The organism is Streptomyces sp. NPDC047017 (assembly GCF_040644175.1).
Classification (GTDB): Bacteria; Actinomycetota; Actinomycetes; order Streptomycetales; family Streptomycetaceae; genus Streptomyces.
In genome coordinates this window covers 78661-100301 of sequence record NZ_JBEYVW010000016.1, presented here as the reverse complement: position 1 = coordinate 100301, position 21641 = coordinate 78661, and the positions used below count along the sequence as shown (strand labels likewise).

Here is a 21641-nt window from a genome sequence, read left to right as displayed (position 1 = left end):
GGCACCCCGGGATTGCTGGAATAATCGCTGCATGGCTGTAACACCCCGGGGGACGACCCCCGTACCCCCGGACGCACGTCCGCGGCTGACCGTGCTCTCCGGCCCCTCCGGGGTCGGCAAGAGCACGGTCGTCGCTCATATGCGCAAGGAGCACCCCGAGGTCTGGCTCTCGGTCTCGGCGACGACCCGCAAGCCCCGCCCCGGCGAGCAGCACGGCGTCCACTACTTCTTCGTCACCGACGAGGAGATGGACAAGCTGATCGCCAACGGCGAGCTGCTGGAGTGGGCCGAGTTCGCCGGCAACCGTTACGGCACGCCGCGCGCCGCCGTGCTGGAGCACCTGGAGACCGGTGTTCCGGTCCTCCTGGAGATCGACCTGCAGGGCGCCCGGCAGGTCCGCGAGTCCATGCCCGAGGGCCGGCTGGTGTTCCTCGCCCCGCCCTCCTGGGAGGAGCTGGTGCGCCGGCTCACCGGCCGGGGGACCGAGCCGCCCGAGGTGATCGAGCGCCGGCTGCAGGCCGCGAAGGTCGAGCTGGCGGCCGAGCCGGAGTTCGACGAGACCCTGGTCAACACCTCCGTCGAGGACGTGGCGCGCGAGCTGCTAGCCTTGATGGACGTCGTGTGATCGTCACCGATCATCAAGACTGATTCTTTCCCATCCATCGGAAGGTAGAGCGTGTCCTCTTCCATCTCCGCGCCCGAGGGCATCATCAACCCGCCGATCGACGAGCTCCTCGAGGCAACCGACTCGAAGTACAGCCTCGTGATCTACGCGGCCAAGCGGGCCCGCCAGATCAACGCGTACTACTCGCAGCTCGGCGAGGGCCTCCTCGAGTACGTCGGTCCGCTCGTCGACACCCACGTCCACGAGAAGCCGCTCTCCATCGCCCTGCGTGAGATCAACGCGGGTCTGCTGACGTCCGAGGCCATCGAAGGTCCGGCGCAGTAGCACCTCATACACGCGCGCTACGCGGTAGTACGTCGGTACGTCATATCTACGTACCGCGGCAGGTTTTTCCACAGGCCCGGCAGCACGACTGCCGGGCCTGTGGTGTGTCATAGAAGGCGTGCGCCGCACCGGGCGCACCGGAGCCGCATCGGGAGAGACGGTGGACAAGCCGAAGGTCGTTCTGGGGGTCAGCGGCGGCATCGCCGCCTACAAGGCGTGCGAGCTGCTGCGCCGGCTGACCGAGTCCGGGCATGACGTGCGGGTCGTCCCGACCGCCTCCGCGCTGCACTTCGTGGGCGCCGCCACCTGGTCCGCGCTGTCCGGCAACCCGGTCGCCACCGAGGTCTGGGACGACGTCCACCAGGTGCCGCACGTCCGCATCGGCCAGCACGCCGACCTCGTGGTCGTCGCCCCGGCGACGGCCGACATGCTCGCCAAGGCCGCCCACGGCCTCGCCGACGACCTGCTGACCAACACCCTGCTCACCGCGCGCTGCCCGGTCATCTTCGCCCCCGCCATGCACACCGAGATGTGGGAGCACCCGGCCACCCAGGAGAACGTGGCGACCCTGCGCCGCCGCGGCGCCGTGGTCGTCGAGCCGGCCGTCGGCCGCCTCACCGGCGTCGACACCGGCAAGGGCCGGCTGCCCGACCCGGCGGAGATCTTCGAGGTCTGCCGCCGCGTCCTCGCCCGGGGCGCGGCCGGCCCCGACCTCGCCGGCCGGCACGTCGTCGTCAGCGCCGGCGGCACCCGCGAGCCCCTCGACCCGGTCCGCTTCCTCGGCAACCGCTCCTCCGGCAAGCAGGGGTACGCGCTGGCGCGCACGGCGGCGGCCCGGGGCGCGCGGGTCACGCTGGTCTCCGCCAACGCGGACCTGGCGGACCCGGCGGGTGTGGACGTGGTCCGGGTCGGGACGGCCGTGCAGCTGCGCGAGGCGGTGCTGAAGGCGGCCGCCGACGCCGACGCCGTGGTGATGGCGGCCGCCGTCGCCGACTTCCGCCCCGCGACATACGCGGCCGGCAAGATCAAGAAGCGGGACGGCCAGGAGCCCGAGCCGGTCGCCCTGGTGCGCAATCCGGATGTTCTGGCGGAGATATCGGCCGACCGGGCGCGCTCCGGACAGGTGATCGTGGGCTTCGCCGCGGAGACCGACGACGTCCTCGCCAACGGCCGCGTGAAGCTGGCGCGCAAGGGCTGCGACCTGCTCGTCGTCAATGAGGTGGGGGAGCGCAAGACCTTCGGCGCCGAGGAGAACGAGGCCGTGGTGCTGGGCGCCGACGGCACCGAGACCCCGGTGCCGCACGGTCCGAAGGAGGCCCTGGCCGACACCGTGTGGGATCTGGTGGCCACCCGGCTGGACTGAGTGCTTCCGCCACTCGGCAGGCCCCGGGGGCTCGCCACTTCGATGCCCGGGGGCCCTGTTCAAGAACATCGGGCATTGGGCACAATGCCCGTGCCGCAGGTCACAGCGTTCCCGAGAGGCGAGACAGGTGGGCCGGCGGACGGGTACGACCGATAAGCTGTTCCACGGACGGCCGGGCGCAGCCCCGCGCTGTCCGCCATTGATCAGCCAGCAGCCGCTGCAACCCCAGGGAGCATTGTGTCCCGTCGCCTGTTCACCTCGGAGTCCGTGACCGAGGGTCACCCCGACAAGATCGCTGACCAGATCAGCGACACCATTCTCGACGCGCTTCTGCGGGAGGACCCGTCGTCCCGGGTCGCCGTGGAGACGCTGATCACCACCGGCCTGGTGCACGTGGCCGGCGAGGTCACGACCAAGACCTACGCGGACATCGCGACCCTCGTCCGCAACAAGATCCTCGAGATCGGCTACGACTCCTCCAAGAAGGGCTTCGACGGCGCCTCCTGCGGCGTGTCGGTGTCCATCGGCGCGCAGTCCCCGGACATCGCGCAGGGCGTGGACACGGCGTACGAGAACCGGGTCGAGGGCGACGACGACGAGCTGGACCGCCAGGGCGCCGGCGACCAGGGCCTGATGTTCGGCTACGCCTCCGACGAGACGCCGACGCTGATGCCGCTGCCGGTCTTCCTCGCACACCGCCTGGCCAAGCGCCTGTCCGACGTGCGCAAGAACGGCACGATCCCCTACCTGCGCCCCGACGGCAAGACGCAGGTCACCATCGAGTACGACGGCGACAAGGCGGTCCGCCTGGACACCGTCGTCGTCTCCTCCCAGCACGCCTCGGACATCGACCTGGAGTCGCTGCTGGCTCCCGACATCCGCGAGTTCGTCGTCGAGCCGGAGCTGAAGGCGCTGCTGGACGACGGCATCAAGCTGGAGACCGAGGGCTACCGCCTGCTGGTCAACCCCACCGGCCGCTTCGAGATCGGCGGCCCGATGGGCGACGCCGGCCTGACCGGCCGCAAGATCATCATCGACACCTACGGCGGCATGTCCCGCCACGGCGGCGGCGCCTTCTCCGGCAAGGACCCGTCCAAGGTGGACCGCTCCGCCGCGTACGCGATGCGCTGGGTCGCCAAGAACGTCGTCGCCGCGGGGCTCGCCTCCCGCTGCGAGGTCCAGGTCGCCTACGCGATCGGCAAGGCCGAGCCGGTCGGCCTGTTCGTGGAGACCTTCGGCACCCACAAGGTGGAGCCCGAGAAGATCGAGAAGGCCGTCGAGGACGTCTTCGACCTGCGCCCGGCCGCGATCATCCGCGACCTCGACCTGCTCCGCCCGATCTACGCCCAGACCGCCGCCTACGGCCACTTCGGCCGTGAGCTGCCCGACTTCACCTGGGAGAAGACCGACCGGGTGGACGCGCTGCGCGAGGCGGCGGGCCTGTAGCCCACCGCACGAAGCACGCGCCGAGGCCCGGCCCCGCACGCGGGGGGCCGGGCCTCGGCGCGTGCGCGCCGGGGCGGCGGCCGGTCGCCCTCTCCGGGAGAGCGACTCCCGGCCGAGGGCTGGTCATTCCCCCCCCGGGGGGGAGCGGCCCCCTCGGTCCTTCTCTGTACTCAGCCCGGGGACACGAATCCGGACTCGTACGCCGCGATGACCGCCTGCGTGCGGTCCCGCACGCCCAGTTTCGCCAGCACGGAACTCACATGGGACTTGACCGTCTCGGACCCCACGATCAGCCGCGCGGCGATCTCCGCGTTCGACAGGCCGCGTGCCATGAGACGCAGCACCTCGCCCTCGCGCTCGGTCAGCGCGGCACGCTCCATGGCGGCCCGGGCGGCGCTGTCGCCGCGATCGTGGCCGTAAGCGGCGGCCAGTTGCCGTACCGCCGCGGGAAACAGCAGCGAATCGCCTTCGGCCACCAGCCGTACCGCGTGCACGATCTCCGCGGGCCGCGCCCGTTTGAGCAGGAAGCCGTGGGCGCCCGCGCGTAGCGCGCCATAGACGTACTCGTCGTTCTCGAAGGTCGTCACCACGACGATTCTCGGCGGGTCCGGCACCGTGCGCAGCACCGCCCGGGTGGCCTCGATGCCGTCCATCAGCGGCATCCGGACGTCTATGGCCACGACGTCCGGGCGCAGCCGCCGTACCAGGGGGATCACGGCGGCCCCGTCGGTCGCCTCGCCCACCACCTCGATGTCCGGCTGGGTCTCCAGCACCGCACGCAGCCCGGCCCGCACGAGCGGTTCGTCGTCGACCAGCAGAACGGTGAGCGGCGGCGGCATCCGGTCAGCCTGGATCACCGCAGCGGCAGGTCGACGTGGAGCAGCCACTGGCCGCCGTCTTGTCCCGCCCGGGCCTCGCCGCCGAGCAGCGCGGCCCGCTCACGGATGCCGCGCAGCCCGCTGCCACGCCCTCGGCCGGCGACCAGCGTCTCCACGGGCAGCGGGTTGCGCACTTCGAGGCGCAGCCGGGCCTCGTGCACGGCGATGCGAACGGCGACCTGGACAGGGCCCGCGTGCCGCAGCACGTTGGTGAGGGCCTCCTGGAGCATTCGGTAGGCCTCGCGGGAGACCGGCCCCGGCAGGTGCTCCAACGGCCCGGTCACCTCGGCGTCCACCCGGGCACCCGAGGAGCGCGCGGAATCCAGCAGGAGGCCCGCCTCACCGAGACCCGGCCGGGCGCCGGCCGGCCGCCCCGTCTCGCGCAGCACGAGCAGCACCCGTTCCAGATCCTCCAGCGCGGCCCGCCCCGCCTCCTCGATGGCCTCCAGGGCCCGGTCGGTGAACTCCGGATCGCCTGCCGCCCGGGCGGCACCCGCCTGCACCACGGCCAGGGTCAGCGCATGGCCCAGGGTGTCGTGCAACTCGCGCGCGATGTCGTTGCGTTCCAGCAGCTGCTCGGTGCGCTGCTCCAGCACCGCCAGCCGCTCCTTGACCGAGGGCCCGAGCAGCCGGCGAGCGGCCCGGGCCAGCAGCGCGCCCGCTCCGGCGGCCACCATGACCAGCACCAGCACGGGCACCGGTACCAGCAGGGCGTACACCCAGCCCGCCCCGGAGACGCGCAGCAGCGGGTCGGCCAGCCCGGGGTCCCCGGCGGCGGCCCCGGCGAGCGACAATGCGAACGTCAGCAACGCGTCGGTCACCAGTGCCAGGGCGAGCCCCGCTTCCAGGCGCAGCACCAGCCAGGCACCGGTCCTGGCCCGGTCGGTCCACGAAGCGGAGGAGACGGCGGAGACGGGCGGCTCCCCGGCGGTCCGCACCCGCGCGTGCGGACCGGGGAACAGCATCAGCCGCGCCTGCAGCCCCTCCGCACGGCGCACGGACGGCACCAGGGCGGCGGTCAGGACCAGGGGGAGCGGAAGCAGCGGGATCAGCGCCCACTCGTCCGGCGACAGGCCGGTCAGCCCCGGATAGGCCATGGCGCAGGCGAGCGGAACCACCGCGCCCACCAGCAGATGCAGCCAGCGGGTGTACGTCACCGCACGGGTAAAGGGAAGAAGGAGTCCCGGCATGCCGCCATCCTGGCAGAGCGGCACGGCCCGGCGTCTCCCCCGGGCGGGGGAGACGCTCTCCTCCGGCGGGGGGTGTCCGCCCGCGCCGCCTCGACCACGCTGTGGCCATGACCAGCATCGATGTCGAAGACCTCACCAAGACCTACGGCCACGACCGGGCCGTGGACCGGCTGACGTGCAGCATCGGACCGGGCCGGGTCACCGGCTTCCTCGGCCCCAACGGCGCCGGCAAGTCCACCACCATGCGGCTCGTCCTCGGCCTCGACCGCCCCACCTCCGGCACCGCCACGGTCGGCGGCCGCTCCTACGCGACGCTGCGCGAACCCCTGCGCACGGTCGGTGCCCTGCTGGACGCGCAGGCGGCCCACGGTTCCCGCACCGCCCGTGCCCACCTGCGCTTCCTCGCCGTCAGCAACCGCCTCGCGCCCCACCGGGTGGACGAGGTCCTCCAGGACACCGGTCTCGCCTCCGTGGCGCACCGCCGCATCAAGACCTTCTCGCTCGGCATGCGCCAGCGCCTGGGCATCGCCACCGCGCTGCTCGGGGACCCGCCCGTCCTCATGCTGGACGAGCCCACCAACGGCCTCGACCCGGAAGGGATCGTCTGGATCCGCCACCTGCTGCGCCGGCTCGCCCGCGAAGGCCGCACGGTCCTGGTCTCCAGCCACCTGATGAACGAGACCGTGACCTTCGCCGACCACCTCGTCGTCCTCGGCCGGGGCCGGCTCCTGGCCGACGTGCCCACACAGGAGTTCATCGCGGAGCACAGCCCCGCACGCGTGCGCGTGCGCACCGACGACCCTGTACGGCTGCGCGCCGCGCTGCTGACCCGGGGATACACGGTCGCGCGGGACGACGGCGGCGGGTGGACGGTCGAGGGCGCCACGGCCGAGCAGGTCGGCTCCCTCGCCGCCCGGGAGGGCATCCCCGTGCTCGAACTCACCGACGAACGCGCCTCGCTGGAGCAGGCCTACTTCGCCCTGACGGCCGGCGAGGCGGAGTTCACCGCCGTACCCGCCGCACACCGGACCACGTCACGGGAGGCCTGACCATGTCCGTCACCTCGGTGCTCCACTCCGAGTGCATCAAGATCAGGTCGGTCCGGGCGAGCTTCGGTTCACTCCTCGCGGTCTTCGCGACCACCCTGGCCATCACCCTGCTCGTCTACGCCACCGTCGGCCGGGCGGAGGCGAAGGACGGCGGAGACCCCGTTCTCGGCGCCTTCTACGCCATCAACTTCGCACAGATCGCCGCGATGGCCTTCGGGGCCACCGTCGTCTCCTCCGAGTACACGGGCGGCGCCCTGCGGATCTCCCTGTCGGCCGTGCCGCGCCGGGGACTGTTCTACGCGGCGAAGACGACGGTCGTGGCCGCCGCCGGGCTCGTCGTGGGACTCGCCGCCGCGTTCACCGCCTTCCTCGTGGGCCAGGCGTTCCTGGGGCCGTACGCCATCGGCCTCGGCGAGCGGGGAGCGCTGCGGGCCTGCGTCGGCGCGGGGATCTACCTCACCGCGATGGCCCTGTTCGCCGCCGGACTCACCTTCCTGCTGCGCAGCGCCGTCGCCGTGCTCAGCTTGCTCGTCCCGTTCGTCCTGATCGTGTCCTTCGTGGTCGGTGACATCGCCGGGGGCGCCGCCGCTTGGCTCCCGGACCGCGCCGGACAGCAGATCCTGCACCAGGACCCGGCGGGGGGCCTCGGTCCGTGGACGGGCCTGGCCGTGTCCCTGCTGTGGGCGGCTGCCGCGCTGCTGGCCGGCTGGTGGGCGGTGCGGCGGCGCGACGCCTGAGCGCCCTTCGTGCCGGGCGCCGGCGGGCCGGGCGGGCGGCGATGTCAGTGGCGTTTGGTAAGAATGCGAGCGTGAGCAGCGAGAACGGGTCGGGGGACGGCGGGGCCGAGGGGGCGCCGCCCGAGCAGCTTGCGCTCATTCGGGAGAGTGTGCGGAAGGCGAAGGAGCCGCGGGCCAAGCCGCGCACCTGGCGGGGGGCCGCGCTCGCCGCCGAGCTGCCCGTCGCCCGGGTGCTCGTCGACAAGGGCGTGCTCCACCTCGACCGGTACTTCGACTACGCGGTGCCCGCCGAGCTGGACGCCGACGCGCAGCCCGGGGTGCGGGTGCGGGTGCGGTTCGGAGCGGGCCGGCACCGGGTGCGCGAGGGACGCCGCGAGGGCGGCGGCCTCGTCGACGGCTTCCTGGTCGAGCGGCGGGCCGAGTCCGACTACTCCGGGCCGCTGGCCGCACTCGCCCAGGTCGTGTCCCCCGAACCGGTGCTCAGCGAGGAACTCCTCGCACTGGTCCGGGCCGTCGCCGACCGGTACGCGGGCAGCATGGCCGACGTGCTCCAGCTCGCCGTACCGCCGCGCAGCGCCCGGGCCGAGCAGCGGCCGTCGCCCGATCCGCTGCCCCCGCCGCCCGCCCCGGACGCCGGTTCCTGGGCCCGGTACGAGCACGGGGGCGCCTTCATCGAGTCGCTGGCCGCGGGCGGCTCGCCCCGGGCCGTGTGGAACGCCCTGCCGGGCCCCCTGTGGAGCGAGGAACTGGCCCGCGCTGTCGCCGCGACCCTCACCTCGGGACGCGGCGCGCTCGTCGTCGTACCCGACGGCCGGACCGTCGCCCGCGTCGACGCCGCGCTGACCTCCCTCCTCGGCGAGGGACGGCACGCGCTGCTCACCGCCGACGCGGGCCCCGAGCAGCGCTACCGGCAGTGGCTCGCGGTGCGCAGGGGTTCGGTGCGGGCCGTCGTCGGGACCAGGGCCGCCATGTTCGCGCCGGTACAGGATCTCGGCCTGGTCGCCCTGTGGGACGACGGCGACGACAGCCACAGCGAGCAGCACGCCCCGCAGCCCCACGCCCGCGAGGTGCTGCTGCTGCGCGCCGCACAGGACCGGTGCGCCTTCCTGGTCGGCGGCTGGAACTGCACCGTGGAGGCCGCCCAGCTCGTCGAGACCGGCTGGGCGCGCCCCCTGACGGCCGTCCGGGAGCAGGTGCGGCGGGCGGCCCCGCTGGTGCGCACCGTGGGCGACGGCGACCTCGCGCGGGACGAGGCCGCGCGGGCCGCCCGGCTGCCCTCGCTCGCCTGGCAGGCGGCGCGCGAAGGACTGCGGCACGGGCCCGTACTGGTGCAGGTGCCGCGCCGCGGGTACGTGCCGCGGATGGTCTGCGCCCAGTGCCGGGCGCCGGCGCGCTGCCGGCACTGCGCCGGTCCCTTGCAGGGGCAGGACGCGGGGGTGCTGCGCTGCGAGTGGTGCGGGCGGCAGGAGTCCTCCTGGCACTGCCCGGAGTGCGGGTCCTTCCGGCTGCGGGCCCAGGTGGTCGGGGCCCGGCGGACCGCCGAGGAACTGGGCCGCGCCTTTCCCGCCGTGCCGGTGCGCACCTCGGGACGCGAACACGTACTGGACACCGTGCCGGACACACCCGCCCTGGTGGTGAGCACGCCCGGGGCCGAGCCGGTCGCCGAGGGCGGTTACGCCGCGGCCCTGCTCCTGGACGGCTGGGCCATGCTGGGCCGGCCCGATCTGCGGGCGGGCGAGGACGCGCTGCGGCGGTGGCTCGGGGCCGCCGCGCTGGTACGGCCGCAGGAGGCGGGCGGCACGGTGGTCGTGGTCGCCGAGCCGACCCTGCGGCCCGTGCAGGCGCTGGTCCGCTGGGACCCGGCCGGGCACGCCGTGCGGGAGCTGGCGGACCGGGCCGAGCTGGGGTTTCCGCCGGTGTCCCGGATGGCGGCCGTGAGCGGCCCGGCTGAGGCGGTCGCGGACTTCCTCGGTACGGTCCGGCTGCCGGCCGAGGCGGAGGTGCTGGGGCCGGTGCCGCTGCCGGTCACTCCCGCCGGCCGGCCCCGGCGGCCGGGCGGGCCGCCTCCGGGCGAGCAGTGGGAACGGGCGCTGGTCCGCGTACCGCCCGGCAGCGGGGCCGCGCTCGCGGCGGCGCTGAAGGCCGCGCAGGCGGCCCGGACGGCCCACTCGGCCCGGGGGAGCGGCGGGGCGGCGGTGTGGGTGCGGATCGATCCGCCCGACATCGGCTGAGGTCCGCCGGACGTCGGCCGAGGAGGGGGAGGGGCTTGCGGCACCGGACACCGGCTGAGGAGAGTGTGGGGCTGGGGCTGGGGCTGGGGCTGGGGCTGGGGCTGGGGCGGCGGTTTCTCGGGGTTCCGGTCCGCTGCCGGTCCTTCGGTTCGCCCGGTCTCCGGCAGTCGGTCCTTGGGCCCGTCGGTTCGCCGGGTCTCCGGTCTGCCGGTCCTTCGGTTCGCCGGGTCTCCGGTGAGTCGGCCCGTTGGTCCTTCGGCTCACTGGGCCTCTGGTCCGCTGGTCCTTCGGTCCGCTGGTCCTTCGGTCCGCCGGGGCGGGTCGAGACGGCCGGGATCGTCGTACCGGTCGTCCGGCGCGGGGTGTCGGAAAGTGCGCGGAACGCGCATGTCCGCCGGGCGTGGGGCGTCCGCGTTCTCGCGGGGCGAGGGCCCGCGGGACACCGCCTTCCCCGCAGCCCGCCGCCCCTCGGCGGCCGGGCCCTGACCTTGCGGGGCGTCGGCGGTGACGGCGGGTCAGCCGTTGCGCGGAGCCGGGAAGGCGGTGGGCCTGACCTCGTCGCGGAGCGCGGGCCTGACGTCTTCGCGCAGGGCCGGCCTGAGTTCCTCGCGCAGGGCCGAGCTGGCCGCCGTCGGCTGGGTCGGCATGGAACGGGCCGCGGGGACGGTCGGCACCACGGGGATGCCCGGGCCCACCTCGGCCGTGCGGGTGCTCGCGGGCTCCGCGGCCCGCTCGGCCTCGGCGGCGCCCTGCGCGGTGGCGCGGCGGGCGCCGTAACGGCGGTGCACCGCCTGCTTGGTGACCCCGAGCGCCGAGCCCACCGCGTCCCACGAGAAGCCGAGCGAGCGGTCGAAGTCGACGGCCGCGGTGACCAGGGTCTCGACGCTGTCCCGCAGTTCCTGCGCGAGGCGGACCGTCGGGGCGGGGGCACGTCCGTAGACGACGAAGCCCGTGGCGGGGCCGGAGCGGCGCGGGCGGTAGACGTTGCCCAACTGGGCGGTGAGCGTGCGCAGTGCGTCCACCTGCCGGCGGACCCGCTCGATGTCCCGCACCAGCAAGTGCAGGCTGGCCCGGGCCTGGGCGTCGTGGGTTGCGTGGTCGGCCATGAACAAGCCTCTCGAACCGGCGTTGAAAGGAACGGGCCGTACGAGCGGCCCTTTTGGTCAACTCTCACTTGACCAACGCGTTTTCGCTCCGCTGGTCACGGTGTGGGGGCGTAAGGGCATATGCGTACGCCCCCACGGGTGGGCGCGCGCTGCGTCGTTCGCCGTCGTTGCGCCTGCGGGCGGGTGCGCCGCTCGGCCTCGGCGGCTCCGCGCTCATGGTCATAGACTTGTGGGCCGCGCACTCCCAGCCCGACTCCCGACCGAGAGGCCCGCACCCGCTCATGAAGCTCGTCTTCGCCGGTACCCCCGAGGTCGCCGTTCCCGCACTGGACGCCCTGCTCGCCTCCGGGCGGCACGAGGTCGCGGCCGTCGTCACCCGCCCCGACGCACCGGCCGGCCGCGGCCGCAGGCTGGTCGCGAGCCCGGTCGCCGAGCGGGCCGAGGAGGCCGGGATCGAGGTGCTCAAGCCCGCCCGGCCGCGCGACCCCGACTTCCAGGAGCGGCTCAGGGAGATCGCCCCGGACTGCTGTCCCGTCGTCGCCTACGGCGCCCTGCTGCCCCCGTCCGCTCTGGAGATCCCCCGGTACGGCTGGGTCAACCTGCACTTCTCCCTGCTGCCCGCCTGGCGCGGCGCGGCGCCCGTGCAGCACAGCCTCATGGCGGGCGACGAGATCACCGGAGCCTCCACCTTCCTGATCGAGGAGGGCCTCGACTCCGGCCCGGTCTACGGCACCGTCACCGAGGAGATCCGGCCCACCGACACCAGCGGCGACCTGCTCACCCGGCTCGCCCTCGCCGGTGCCGGGCTGCTGGCCGCGACCATGGACGGCATCGAGGACGGCACCCTGAAGGCCGTGCCGCAGCCGGCCGAGGGCGTCACCCTGGCCCCGAAGATCACCGTCGAGGACGCCAGGATCGACTGGTCCGCCCCCGCCCTGCGCGTGGACCGCGTGGTGCGCGGCTGCACCCCGGCGCCCGGCGCCTGGACCACGTTCCGCGGCGAGCGGCTCAAGCTGATCCAGGCCGCGCCCGTGCCCGGGCGCACCGAGCTGGCCCCGGGCGCGCTCGCCGTCGGCAAGAACAGCGTCCACGCGGGCACCGGTTCGTACGCCGTGGAGCTGCTGTGGGTGCAGGCGCAGGGCAAGAAGCCGATGCGGGCGGCGGACTGGGCGCGCGGGGTGCGCATCGGCGAGGGCGAGACACTCGGGGGCTGACCGGCTGACCGGCTGACCGGCTGACCGGCTGACCGGCCGGCCGGTCGATCAGGCGGGTGGGCGGACGGTCAGGCGGGTGGGCGGGTGCGGGATGCCCGGGGGCTGACCGGCCGGGCGGGCGCGGGACGTAGGCTGGAGGCACAGCGCATCCGCGCCACGCGCACCCGCGCCCGGGCCCGTCCCCGCGCGCGTGCGCGGCGCCCCAGACATCCGGAGCACCTTTCTCAGTGAGCGACACCTCCCGTCGGCCCCGCCGGCCCGCCAAGCCCTACCGCCGGCCCCAGAAGGACCCCGTCCGCATCCTCGCCTTCGACGCGCTGCGCGCCGTGGACGAGCGGGACGCCTACGCCAACCTCGTCCTGCCGCCGCTGCTGCGCAAGGCCCGCGAGAAGGGCGACTTCGACGGGCGGGACGCCGCGCTCGCCACCGAGCTGGTCTACGGCACGCTGCGCCGCCAGGGGACGTACGACGCGATCATCGCCGCCTGTGTGGACCGGCCGCTCAGGGAGGTGGACCCGCCCGTCCTGGACGTGCTCAGCCTGGGCGCCCACCAGCTGCTCGGCACCCGCATCCCGAGTCACGCCGCCGTGTCCGCCACCGTCGAACTGGCCCGGGTGGTGCTCGGCGACGGGCGGGCCAAGTTCGTCAACGCGGTCCTGCGCAAGGTCGCCCAGAACGACCTGGACGGCTGGCTGGAGAAGGTCGCCCCGCCCTACGACGAGGACCCCGAGGACCACCTCGCCGTCGTCCACTCCCACCCGCGCTGGGTGGTCTCCGCCCTGTGGGACTCGCTCGGCGGCCCGCGCGCGGGCATCGAGGACCTGCTGGAGGCCGACAACGAGCGGCCCGAGGTGACCCTGGTCGCCCGTCCCGGCCGCGCCACCACCGACGAACTGCTGCGCGAGGAGGCCGCGCTGCCGGGCCGCTGGTCGCCGTACGCGGTCCGGCTGACCGAGGGCGGCGAGCCCGGCGCGGTGGACGCCGTACGGGAGGGCCGCGCGGGCGTGCAGGACGAGGGCAGCCAGCTCGTCGCCCTCGCCCTGGCCGACGCGCCGGTGGACGGCCCCGACCGGATGTGGCTGGACGGCTGCGCGGGCCCCGGCGGCAAGGCGGCCCTGCTGGCCGCGCTCGCCGCCGAACGCGGCGCGGTCCTGCTCGCCTCCGAGAAGCAGCCGCACCGGGCCGGCCTGGTGGCCAAGGCGCTCGCCGGGAACCCGGGGCCGTACCAGGTCATCGCGGCCGACGGGACGCGGCCCGCCTGGCGGCCCGGTAGCTTCGACCGCGTCCTCGTCGACGTGCCGTGCACCGGCCTCGGCGCCCTGCGCCGCCGCCCCGAGGCGCGCTGGCGCCGCCGCCCGGAGGACCTGGACGGCTTCGCGCCCCTCCAGCGCGGCCTGCTGCGCACCGCCCTGGAGTCCGTGCGCGTCGGCGGTGTCGTCGGCTACGCCACCTGCTCGCCCCACCTCGCCGAGACGCGCGCGGTCGTCACCGACCTGCTCAAGCAGTTCCCCGGGGCGGAACTGATCGACGCCAGGCCGCTCCTCCCCGGCGTCCCCGCCCTCGGCGACGGCCCCGACGTACAGCTGTGGCCCCACCTGCACGGCACGGACGCGATGTACCTGGCCCTCATCCGCCGTACGGGCTGAGCGACGGGGGTGTCCGGCGCCGCCGCGGTCGCGGCAGGGGCTCGCGGGCCGGCCGGCGCGGCGGGCGTGGTGGCCGGCTTCCTGGAGCGACTGGGCGGGCGGCGGGGGCGGCGGCTCCGGGAGGGCTGCCGCGCATGCCCACCCGTCACGCTCCGCCTCCGGTACCGAGCCCGTCACGTCCCGCCTCCGGTACCGAGGCGAACAACCGTGCCACGGCATGGCAGGCTTGGGGCATGGCCGTGCAGATCAACCCCAGCATCCTGTCCGCCGACTTCGCGCGCCTCGCCGACGAGGCGAAGGCGGTCGAGGGGGCCGACTGGCTCCACGTCGACGTGATGGACAACCACTTCGTCCCCAATCTCACGCTCGGTGTGCCGATCGTGGAGTCCCTGGCGCGGGCGACGGACACCCCGCTGGACTGCCACCTGATGATCGAGGACGCCGACCGGTGGGCCCCGCAGTACGTCGAGGCGGGCGCCTCCTCGGTCACCTTCCACGTGGAGGCGGCGGCCGCGCCGGTCCGGCTGGCCCGCGAGATCCGCGCCAAGGGCGCCAGGGCGTCGATGGCGCTCAAGCCCGCCACCCCTGTCGAGCCCTACGAGGACCTGCTCCCCGAGCTGGACATGCTGCTGATCATGACGGTGGAGCCGGGCTTCGGCGGGCAGGCGTTCCTCGACATCATGCTGCCGAAGATCCGCCGCACCAGGGAGCTGATCAGCAAGCACGGCCTGCAGCTGTGGCTCCAGGTGGACGGCGGGGTGTCGGCGTCGACGATCGAGCGCTGCGCGGACGCCGGCGCCGACGTCTTCGTGGCCGGCTCGGCGGTCTACGGCGCCGAGGACCCCGCCGAGGCGGTCCGTGCCCTGCGCGAGCAGGCGCGGACGGCCACCTCCCGGGCATCCTGGGCGTGCGACCACTGAGCATCAGGTACGTGAACGGCTCTCATCAGGGCTGATCATCAGCGCCGGATCTGCAAGGATGAACGGCGAATCCAGAGTGTGAACAGAAGTGAGGAGATCGCCGTGTCGGGTATGTCGGCGGGCCGGTCAGCAGTACGGATGGGACCCGCTGAGATGGTGCAGGCGGCGGCCATGGCCCGCCGTTTCTACCTCGAGGGCAAGTCCAAGATCCAGATCGCCGAGGAGTTCGGCGTCAGCCGGTTCAAGGTGGCCCGGGTCCTGGAGACCGCCCTCGAACGGGATCTCGTCCGCATCGAGATCCGGGTGCCGGCCGAGCTGGACGCCGAGCGCTCCGACGCGCTCCGCGCCCGCTACGGCCTCCGGCACGCCGTGGTGGTCGAGTCCCCGGCCGAGGCCGAGGAGACCCCCGACCCGGAGAACCTCGGCGAGGTCGCCGCCGACCTGCTCGGCGAGCTGGTCGACGAGGGCGACGTGCTCGGCATGGCCTGGGGCCGCTCCACCATCCACATGGCGGCGGCCCTGGACCGGCTGCCCCCGTGCACGGTGGTGCAGCTGACGGGCGTGTACGACGCGGGGACCTCCGAGCGCGGCTCGGTGGAGGCGGTGCGCCGCGCCGCCCAGGTGTCCGGCGGCGACGCCCACCCCATCTACGCGCCGATGCTGCTGCCGGACGCGGCCACCGCGGCGGCGCTGCGCAACCAGACCGGGATCGCCCGGGCCTTCGAGTACTTCGACAAGGTCACCGTCGCCTGCGTGTCCATCGGTTCCTGGGAGCCGGGCATCTCCACGGTGCACGACATGCTCAGCGACGAGGAGCGCGCCCACTACGCCTCGCTGGGCGTGGCCGCCGAGATGGCCGCGCACCTCTTCGACGCCGAGGGCCGCCGGATCGGGCGGGACCTGGGGGAGCGGTGCATCACGGTCAAGGCCGACCAGCTCCGCCGTATCCCGGAGGTCGTCGCGATCGCGGGCGGTCAGCGCAAGGCCGCGGCGATCGACGCCGTGCTCCGCTCCGGCCTGGTCACCAGCCTGGTCACGGACACCTCGGCCGCCGACTACCTGATGACGGCCGGACCCGCCCCGAAGCCCGCGCTGAACCGGGCGGACCCGGACGGCTCCTGACCCGCGCCCCCGATTCACTCGGGTGCGAAGTCCTGGGGGACGGGGGACGGCCGTGGGAGCATCATCTGCATGCTCCTGCGGTTCGCCCCCCGTGCCCTCGCGGGCCTCGTCGTCTGTCTGACCGTCCTGCTGGCGGCGGGCTGCGCCACCACCACAGGCAAGCCCCCGGCCCAGGGAACGGCCTCAGCCCATCGGACGGCCCCAGCAGCCCCTACCGCGTCCACCCCGTCAGGGGCCCGTGGCCTGGCCACCGTCCAGGAGTCCCGGCTCCCCGCCGAGGCCCGCAGGACGCTGGCCCTCATCGACAAAGGCGGCCCCTTCCCGTACAGCCAGGACGGCGTCGTCTTCGGCAACCACGAGAAACGGCTGCCCCAGCAATCGCGCGGCTACTACCACGAGTACACGGTGAAGACCCCGGGCGCGCACGACCGCGGGGCCCGGCGCATCGTCACCGGCCGGGACGGGGAGATCTACTACACCGATGATCACTACGACACGTTCCGAGCGGTGACACGATGAGCGAAGGCGCAGAGACGAGCACCGAAGACCTGGCCGGCCGCCACCTGATCACCCTGGACCTCGACGGCGTCACCGGCAAGGCCGCCCTGATGGACCGCGTCGCGCACGCCCTGGCGCTGCCCGGCTGGTTCGGGCGCAACTGGGACGCGCTGGCCGATTCCCTGGGGGACCGGACCGTCTGGCCCGGGGCGGCCGCCGAGCGGGGCCTGCTGGTCGTCGTGACGGGCTGGCGGGCCTACGCCGAGCGGAATCCGGACGAGTGGCGCACCGCCACCGAGGTGTTCACCGAGGCCGCCGGCCGCACCCCCGCGCTCACCGTCGCCCTCGCCCTCGGCGCACCTCTTGGACCTTCCTCCTAGCCCTTCTCCGGACGGCCTGGACGTTATGCCAGGGGGTACCGGGCCCGATGGCATGGGAGAATGAAGTACGTGCTCTTTCCCCCTGGCTGACCTGTCCGGGGGCCACCTCTGATCGACTGGGATGTGCAGCACGTGCGTTTCCTCAACGACATCCAGCCCCCGTACGACCTGACGTACGACGACGTCTTCATGGTGCCGAGCCGCAGCGCGGTCGGCTCGCGTCAGGGCGTGGACCTCAGCTCCCCGGACGGCACGGGCACCACCATTCCGCTCGTCGTCGCCAACATGACCGCGATCGCCGGCCGCCGCATGGCCGAGACCGTGGCCCGTCGCGGCGGTCTGGTGGTCATCCCGCAGGACATCCCGATCGAGGTCGTCACCGAGGTGATCTCCTGGGTCAAGGGCCGCCACCACGTCCTCGACACGCCGATCGTGCTGGCCCCGCACCAGACCGTCGCCGACGCCCTGGCCCTGCTGCCCAAGCGCGCGCACAACGCCGGTGTGGTCGTCGACGAGGACAAGCGGCCCGTCGGTGTCGTCACCGACCGGGACCTGACCGGGGTGGACCGCTTCACCCAGCTCGAAGTGGTCATGAGCAAGGACCTGGTCCTGCTGGACGCGGACATCGACCCGCGCGAGGCGTTCAACCGGCTCGACGCGGCCAACCGCCGTTACGCGCCGGCCGTGGACAAGGACGGCCGCCTGGCCGGCATCCTCACCCGCAAGGGCGCCCTGCGCGCCACCCTCTACACCCCGGCCACCGATGCCAAGGGCGGCCTGCGTGTCGCCGCCGCCGTCGGGATCAACGGCGATGTGGCGGGCAAGGCCAAGCAGCTCCTGGACGCGGGCGTGGACACCCTCGTCATCGACACCGCGCACGGCCACCAGGAGTCTATGATCAGCGCGGTCAAGCTGGTCCGCGACCTCGACCCGCGGGTGCCGATCGTGGCCGGCAACATCGTCTCCGCCGAGGGCGTCAAGGACCTGATCGACGCGGGCGCGGACATCATCAAGGTGGGTGTCGGCCCCGGCGCCATGTGCACCACCCGCATGATGACCGGCGTCGGCCGGCCGCAGTTCTCCGCCGTCCTGGAGTGTGCCGCCGAGGCGAAGAAGTACGGCAAGCACGTGTGGGCCGACGGCGGCGTGCGCCACCCGCGCGACGTGGCGATGGCGCTCGCGGCCGGCGCGTCCAACGTGATGATCGGCTCCTGGTTCGCCGGCACCTACGAGTCGCCGGGCGACCTCCAGCAGGACGCCAGCGGCCGGCTGTACAAGGAGTCGTTCGGCATGGCCTCCGCGCGCGCGGTGCGCAACCGCACCTCGGAGGAGTCGTCGTACGACCGCGCCCGCAAGGGCCTGTTCGAGGAGGGCATCTCCACCTCCCGGATGTTCCTCGACCCGACCCGCCCGGGCGTGGAGGACCTGATCGACTCGATCATCGCGGGTGTCCGCTCCTCCTGCACCTACGCCGGCGCCAACTCCCTGGAGGAGTTCGCCGCCAACGCCATCGTCGGCGTCCAGAGCGCCGCCGGCTACGCCGAGGGCAAGCCGCTGCACGCCAGCTGGAGCTGAGCCGAATCCTTTCCGCACGGGGCCGCCCCGCCCCGTGTGACCTTGCCCACGGCCCCCGCCGTCCCGGTCACGGGACGGCGGGGGCCGTGCGCATGCCCGGCACACCGGACACACCCGCCCCACCGGTGCGCAACGGTCGATACCGCCCGCGCAACGAACACCCGCCCGGCCCCCCGGAACGCAACGATCTTGCGGGCACGCGCAAGGTTGCTGCATTACGCTCGTGAAGCGCGGCCTCATAGGGTCTGCGCTGTACGGCGTGGCAGGGACCCCGCTCGGCGGGTTCCCACAGGACGGGTGCCCGCTGGTCCCCGCCGCTTCACGACCCGTAGCGACAAGGAGCCACGCGTGCTCGACCACGGCGCACCCCCGCACAGCCCCAGAACCACCGCCCCGCCGTCCCTCGGTGCCCGCCTCATGCGCCGCAAGCCGGTGGAACGGCTGGTCGCGGAGGGTGGCCAGGGCGAGGGCGGCACTCTGCGGCGCTCGCTCGGGCTGTGGCAGCTCACCATGATCAGCATCGGTGCCACCCTGGGCACCGGCATCTTCGTGATCCTCGGCGAGGCCGTCCCCAAGGCCGGACCCGCGGTCGTCGTGTCCTTCGTGATCGCCGGTCTCGCGGCGCTCTTCTCCGCCCTGTCCTACGCCGAGCTGGCCGGCACCATACCGGTCTCCGGGTCCTCGTACTCGTACGCATACGCAACGATGGGCGAGCTGATCGCCTGGGTGTGCGGCTGGTGTCTGATCCTGGAGTACGGCGTGTCGGTGGCCGCCGTGGCCGTCGGCTGGGGCCAGTACCTCAACGACCTGCTCAAGGGCACCATCGGCGTCACCCTCCCGGCGGCCCTGTCGGCGCCGCCCGGTGACGGCGGCCTGTTCAACCTGCCGGCGCTGATCGTCGTCCTGCTGGCGATGACCTTCCTGCTCGGCGGCGCCAAGGAGTCCGCGCGCGCCAACACCGTCATGGTCTGTGTGAAGATCGCCGCGCTGGTGCTGTTCTGCGCCATCGGCGTCCAGGGCTTCCGCTCCGGCAACTACTCCCCCTTCATGCCGCTGGGCATGAGCGGTGTCAGCGCGGCCGGCGCCACGGTCTTCTTCTCCTACATCGGCTTCGACGCCGCCTCCACCGCCGGCGAGGAGGCGAAGAACGCCCAGCGCGACCTGCCCCGCGCGATCATGCTGTCGCTGGGCATCGTGACCGTGCTGTACGTGCTGGTCGCCGCCGTCGCCGTGGGCGCCAAGCCCTGGCGGCGGTTCAACGACTCGGAGGCGGCCCTCGCCCAGATCATGCGCGAGGTCACCGGCCAGACCTTCTGGGGCACCCTGCTGGCCTTCTGCGCGGTCATCGCCATCGCCAGCGTCGTGCTGACCGTGCTGTACGGGCAGACCCGCATCCTGTTCGCGATGTCCCGCGACGGCCTCGTCCCCAAGGCGTTCTCCCGGGTGCACCCGAAGTCGGGGGCGCCCCGCGTCAACACGCTGATCGTCTCCCTGTTCTGCGGTGTGCTGGCCGCCGCCATCCCGCTGGGCCAGCTCGCGGACGCCACCAGCATCGGCACGCTCTTCGCCTTCGCCCTGGTCAACGTGGCCGTCGTGGTGCTGCGCCGGACCCGCCCCGCCATGCACCGCACCTTCCGGGTGCCGCTGTCGCCGGTGCTGCCCGCGGTGGGCTTCGTACTGTGCGTGTGGCTGATGGGCAGCCTGTCCGCCGTCACCTGGGTGGTCTTCGGAATCTGGATGGCCGTCGGGCTCGTGGTCTACTTCGGGTACGGCCATCGCCGTTCCCGTCTCGCGGCCGCACCGGCCCCCGCGGCGGCAGAGAACTGACCGAGCCCGAAGAAGTGACCCACACCCCGTGCTGAACGATCTCGACGAACACATCGTGCACGCCCTCGCCGAGGACGCCCGCCGCTCCTACGCGGACATCGGGCAGCTGATCGGCCTGTCCGCGCCCGCCGTCAAGCGGCGCGTGGACCGGCTGCGCGCCACGGGAGCCATCACCGGCTTCACTGTCCGCGTCGACCCGGCCGCCCTGGGCTGGCAGACCGAGGGGTACGTCGAGATCCACTGCCGCCGCAACACCTCCCCGGAGACCATCCAGCGCGGCCTGGAGCGCTACCAGGAGGTCGTGTCCGCGTCCACCGTCACCGGTGACGCGGACGCGATCGCCCAGGTCTTCGCCGCCGACATGCGGCACTTCGAACGGGTCCTGGAACGCATCGCGGGCGAGCCGTTCGTGGAGCGCACCAAGTCGGTACTGGTCCTCTCCCCGCTGCTGCGCCGCTTCTCCTCGGGCTCGCCCACCTGACCACCGGACACGGGCGCGATCCCACGGCGGGCGCGCAACGAATCGCCGCGAGCGGCGGCCGCCGTGCAACGGATCGCACGCACAGACGCAACAGTCCCGGCTTGTCCCGCCGACCAGCGCAAACGTACCGTCGATGCGGCCCTTCACTGCGGCCCCCACCCCGTTCGCACGTTCCCGAGGACCGCCATGCCGCCGCTGCGCACCGCCCTGCTCCAGAGCTCCGGCCGTCCCGGCTCGGTCGCCGAGAACCTCCAGATCCTCGACGAGGCCGCGGGCCGCGCCGCCGCCGCGGGCGCCGCCCTGCTGGTCGCGCCGGAGCTGTTCCTGACCGGGTACGCGATCGGCGACGGCATCGGCCGGCTCGCCGAGCCCGCGGACGGCGACTCGGCCGACGCGATCGCCGACCTGGCCGGCCGGCACGGCCTCGCGGTCGCCTACGGCTACCCGGAGCGGGACGGCGAGGCCGTCTTCAACTCGGCGCAGCTGATCTCCGCCGACGGCAGGCGGCTGGCCAACTACCGCAAGACCCACCTCTTCGGCTGCTTCGAACGCGACCACTTCACCCCCGGCGAGACGCCCGTCGTCCAGGCCGAGCTGAACGGCGTGACCGTCGGCCTCATGATCTGCTACGACGTCGAGTTCCCGGAGAACGTGCGCGCCCACGCCCTGGCCGGCACCGACCTGCTGCTCGTCCCGACGGCCCAGATGCACCCGTTCCAGTTCGTCGCCGAGTCCCTGGTCCCGGTGCGCGCCTGGGAGAACCAGCTGTACGTGGCGTACGTCAACCGGGCCGGTCAGGAGGGCGAGTTCGAGTTCATCGGGCTCTCCGTGCTCGCCGGCCCCGACGGCATCGCCCGCGCCCGCGCCGGACGCGCCGGGGAACTGGTCCTCGCCGACGTCGACCCCGCCTTCCTCGCCGCCTCCCGCGAGGCCAACCCGTACCTGGCGGACCGCCGCCCGGGCCTGTACGGGTCCCTCGCCTGACCCGGGCCCAGCGTCCCTCCGCCTCCCCCCTCCGTTCTTCCGCGC

At 73.7% G+C, this 21641-nt stretch carries 20 protein-coding genes; 17 read left to right on the top strand and 3 right to left on the bottom strand.

Going from position 1 to position 21641, the window contains the following annotated elements; genetic code table 11:
• Nucleotides 1-31: 31 nt before the first annotated feature.
• The 4 genes from gmk to metK all read left to right on the top strand — a co-directional run bounded on the left by gmk (nt 32) and on the right by metK (nt 3758).
• The gene (gmk, locus tag ABZ858_RS25665; RefSeq protein WP_361383039.1) at nt 32-625 is read left to right on the top strand and encodes a guanylate kinase; all 594 of its coding nucleotides are present in this window, start codon (nt 32-34) and stop codon (nt 623-625) included.
• A gap of 51 nt (nt 626-676) precedes the next feature.
• Nucleotides 677-949 carry a DNA-directed RNA polymerase subunit omega gene (gene rpoZ / locus ABZ858_RS25660; RefSeq protein ID WP_003977348.1) on the top strand — a complete coding sequence of 91 codons (273 nt, stop codon included), beginning with the start codon at nt 677-679 and terminating at the stop codon, nt 947-949.
• A gap of 160 nt (nt 950-1109) precedes the next feature.
• Complete coding sequence (coaBC, locus tag ABZ858_RS25655) at nt 1110-2312, top strand: bifunctional phosphopantothenoylcysteine decarboxylase/phosphopantothenate--cysteine ligase CoaBC (protein ID WP_361383036.1); 1203 nt, start codon at nt 1110-1112, stop codon at nt 2310-2312.
• Between the two features lie 237 nt (nt 2313-2549).
• Nucleotides 2550-3758: a methionine adenosyltransferase gene (gene metK / locus ABZ858_RS25650; protein ID WP_361383033.1), complete on the top strand. Its 1209-nt coding sequence runs from the start codon at nt 2550-2552 to the stop codon at nt 3756-3758.
• Nucleotides 3759-3928: 170 nt separating this feature from the next.
• On the opposite strand, the gene ABZ858_RS25645 is transcribed toward metK, so the two are convergent.
• The gene (locus ABZ858_RS25645) at nt 3929-4597 is read right to left on the bottom strand and encodes a response regulator transcription factor (RefSeq protein WP_361383030.1); all 669 of its coding nucleotides are present in this window, start codon (nt 4595-4597) and stop codon (nt 3929-3931) included.
• A 14-nt stretch (nt 4598-4611) separates the two neighbouring features.
• Nucleotides 4612-5826, bottom strand: a complete 1215-nt coding sequence (locus ABZ858_RS25640) for a histidine kinase (RefSeq protein ID WP_361383027.1) — start codon at nt 5824-5826, stop codon at nt 4612-4614.
• 107 nt (nt 5827-5933) lie between these two features.
• On the opposite strand from ABZ858_RS25640, the gene ABZ858_RS25635 reads away from it, so the two are divergent.
• The 3 genes from ABZ858_RS25635 to ABZ858_RS25625 all read left to right on the top strand — a co-directional run bounded on the left by ABZ858_RS25635 (nt 5934) and on the right by ABZ858_RS25625 (nt 9843).
• A complete protein-coding gene (locus ABZ858_RS25635; RefSeq protein WP_361383024.1) occupies nt 5934-6875 on the top strand; it encodes an ATP-binding cassette domain-containing protein in 942 nt (313 codons plus the stop codon).
• A 2-nt stretch (nt 6876-6877) separates the two neighbouring features.
• Complete coding sequence (locus ABZ858_RS25630; protein ID WP_361383019.1) at nt 6878-7612, top strand: ABC transporter permease; 735 nt, start codon at nt 6878-6880, stop codon at nt 7610-7612.
• Nucleotides 7613-7683: 71 nt separating this feature from the next.
• Nucleotides 7684-9843, top strand: coding sequence for a primosomal protein N' (locus tag ABZ858_RS25625; RefSeq protein WP_361383016.1), 2160 nt, complete (start codon nt 7684-7686; stop codon nt 9841-9843).
• Between the two features lie 515 nt (nt 9844-10358).
• On the opposite strand, the gene ABZ858_RS25620 is transcribed toward ABZ858_RS25625, so the two are convergent.
• Nucleotides 10359-10949 carry a hypothetical protein gene (locus tag ABZ858_RS25620; RefSeq protein ID WP_361383013.1) on the bottom strand — a complete coding sequence of 197 codons (591 nt, stop codon included), beginning with the start codon at nt 10947-10949 and terminating at the stop codon, nt 10359-10361.
• Nucleotides 10950-11230: 281 nt separating this feature from the next.
• Between ABZ858_RS25620 and fmt the strand changes: the two genes are divergently transcribed.
• The 10 genes from fmt to ABZ858_RS25570 all read left to right on the top strand — a co-directional run bounded on the left by fmt (nt 11231) and on the right by ABZ858_RS25570 (nt 21596).
• On the top strand, nt 11231-12163 hold the full coding sequence (gene fmt / locus ABZ858_RS25615) for a methionyl-tRNA formyltransferase (protein WP_361383010.1): 933 nt from the start codon (nt 11231-11233) through the stop codon (nt 12161-12163).
• A gap of 227 nt (nt 12164-12390) precedes the next feature.
• Nucleotides 12391-13809 (top strand): transcription antitermination factor NusB, encoded by a 1419-nt coding sequence (locus tag ABZ858_RS25610; RefSeq protein WP_361383007.1) that lies wholly within the window; start codon nt 12391-12393, stop codon nt 13807-13809.
• A gap of 233 nt (nt 13810-14042) precedes the next feature.
• Nucleotides 14043-14729, top strand: coding sequence for a ribulose-phosphate 3-epimerase (rpe, locus tag ABZ858_RS25605; protein WP_361383004.1), 687 nt, complete (start codon nt 14043-14045; stop codon nt 14727-14729).
• 78 nt (nt 14730-14807) lie between these two features.
• Nucleotides 14808-15851 carry a sugar-binding domain-containing protein gene (locus tag ABZ858_RS25600; protein WP_361383001.1) on the top strand — a complete coding sequence of 348 codons (1044 nt, stop codon included), beginning with the start codon at nt 14808-14810 and terminating at the stop codon, nt 15849-15851.
• Between the two features lie 69 nt (nt 15852-15920).
• Complete coding sequence (locus ABZ858_RS25595) at nt 15921-16370, top strand: ribonuclease domain-containing protein (RefSeq protein ID WP_361382998.1); 450 nt, start codon at nt 15921-15923, stop codon at nt 16368-16370.
• Nucleotides 16367-16729, top strand: a complete 363-nt coding sequence (locus tag ABZ858_RS25590; protein ID WP_361382995.1) for a barstar family protein — start codon at nt 16367-16369, stop codon at nt 16727-16729. Before ABZ858_RS25595 ends, ABZ858_RS25590 begins: the two co-directional genes overlap by 4 nt.
• A 123-nt stretch (nt 16730-16852) precedes the next feature.
• Nucleotides 16853-18304: a GuaB1 family IMP dehydrogenase-related protein gene (locus ABZ858_RS25585; RefSeq protein WP_361382992.1), complete on the top strand. Its 1452-nt coding sequence runs from the start codon at nt 16853-16855 to the stop codon at nt 18302-18304.
• Between the two features lie 348 nt (nt 18305-18652).
• Nucleotides 18653-20131 (top strand): amino acid permease, encoded by a 1479-nt coding sequence (locus ABZ858_RS25580; protein WP_361382989.1) that lies wholly within the window; start codon nt 18653-18655, stop codon nt 20129-20131.
• Between the two features lie 28 nt (nt 20132-20159).
• Nucleotides 20160-20612 carry an Lrp/AsnC family transcriptional regulator gene (locus ABZ858_RS25575; protein WP_361382985.1) on the top strand — a complete coding sequence of 151 codons (453 nt, stop codon included), beginning with the start codon at nt 20160-20162 and terminating at the stop codon, nt 20610-20612.
• A 195-nt stretch (nt 20613-20807) separates the two neighbouring features.
• A complete protein-coding gene (locus tag ABZ858_RS25570; RefSeq protein WP_361383305.1) occupies nt 20808-21596 on the top strand; it encodes a carbon-nitrogen hydrolase family protein in 789 nt (262 codons plus the stop codon).
• Nucleotides 21597-21641: the final 45 nt, after the last annotated feature.

Bases quoted from the DNA above. Each gene is read 5' to 3' on its own strand.
- ABZ858_RS25635 (WP_361383024.1), top strand. From the start codon at position 5,934: ATGACCAGCATCGATGTCGAAGACCTCACCAAGACCTACGGCCACGAC.
- fmt (WP_361383010.1), top strand. From the start codon at position 11,231: ATGAAGCTCGTCTTCGCCGGTACCCCCGAGGTCGCCGTTCCCGCACTG.
- ABZ858_RS25640 (WP_361383027.1), bottom strand. From the start codon at position 5,826: ATGCCGGGACTCCTTCTTCCCTTTACCCGTGCGGTGACGTACACCCGC.
- ABZ858_RS25590 (WP_361382995.1), top strand. From the start codon at position 16,367: ATGAGCGAAGGCGCAGAGACGAGCACCGAAGACCTGGCCGGCCGCCAC.
- gmk (WP_361383039.1), top strand. From the start codon at position 32: ATGGCTGTAACACCCCGGGGGACGACCCCCGTACCCCCGGACGCACGT.
- ABZ858_RS25645 (WP_361383030.1), bottom strand. From the start codon at position 4,597: ATGCCGCCGCCGCTCACCGTTCTGCTGGTCGACGACGAACCGCTCGTG.
- rpe (WP_361383004.1), top strand. From the start codon at position 14,043: ATGGCCGTGCAGATCAACCCCAGCATCCTGTCCGCCGACTTCGCGCGC.
- ABZ858_RS25595 (WP_361382998.1), top strand. From the start codon at position 15,921: ATGCTCCTGCGGTTCGCCCCCCGTGCCCTCGCGGGCCTCGTCGTCTGT.
- ABZ858_RS25630 (WP_361383019.1), top strand. From the start codon at position 6,878: ATGTCCGTCACCTCGGTGCTCCACTCCGAGTGCATCAAGATCAGGTCG.
- ABZ858_RS25620 (WP_361383013.1), bottom strand. From the start codon at position 10,949: ATGGCCGACCACGCAACCCACGACGCCCAGGCCCGGGCCAGCCTGCAC.